At 41.5% G+C, this 744-nt stretch carries 1 protein-coding gene; it reads left to right on the top strand.

The features are described 5' to 3' along the window. A partial coding sequence (locus tag GRP75_RS28560; RefSeq protein WP_160791065.1) for a condensation domain-containing protein occupies positions 1-744 on the top strand: 744 nt, incomplete at both ends.

The following is a 744-nucleotide window of genomic DNA, read 5'->3' as shown; positions in this document are numbered from 1 at the left end:
TGAGGGTGAACCAGTACAAAAGGTTCATGATTACGTGGATTTCAGTATTAAGTACCTGGAACTGGATGAAGAAAAAGCAGCAGAAATAGTCAAAGAATTCATAACGCCCTTTGATCTTAGCCAAGTTCCATTACTGAGAGTAGGACTTGTAAAAACGAACGAAGACAGGCGTGTTATGATGTTTGACATGCACCACATAGTATCAGATGGTATATCAGTCAATATACTTATGAGTGAGTTTTTGGATTTGTACCAAGGGAAGACCCTTTTGCCACTACGGATACAGTACAAGGATTTTTCTGTATGGCAGAAGGAGATGTTTGCCGGAGACTCAATAAAGAAGCAGGAAGAATACTGGCTCCAGACATTTAAGGGTGATATACCGGTACTGGATATGCCTACTGACTATCCAAGACCGGCGGTACAAAGTTTTGAAGGAGATGCTGTAAGCTTTGAAATAAACCCTGAACTTTCAGTCAAACTAAATAAGCTTGCAACAGATAATGGAGCTACCTTATACATGGTACTGATGGCTGCATATAACGTACTCCTGTCCAGATACACTGGACAGGAAGACATCATAGTTGGAAGTCCTGTAGCCGGAAGGCCCCATGCTGACCTGCAGGGTATCATTGGTATGTTTATAAATACCTTGGCCATAAGGAACTATCCTGAGGGAGAAAAGACCTTCGTCCAATTCTTGCAGGAAGTAAGGGAAAATGCGTTTTTGGCTTTTGAAAATCA

The organism is Paenibacillus sp. OT2-17 (assembly GCF_009827695.1).
Lineage (GTDB): Bacteria > Bacillota > Bacilli > Paenibacillales > Paenibacillaceae > Paenibacillus > Paenibacillus polymyxa_B.
Note: the sequence above shows the minus strand (reverse complement) of the source record. Positions and strands in the feature narration are given on the sequence as shown.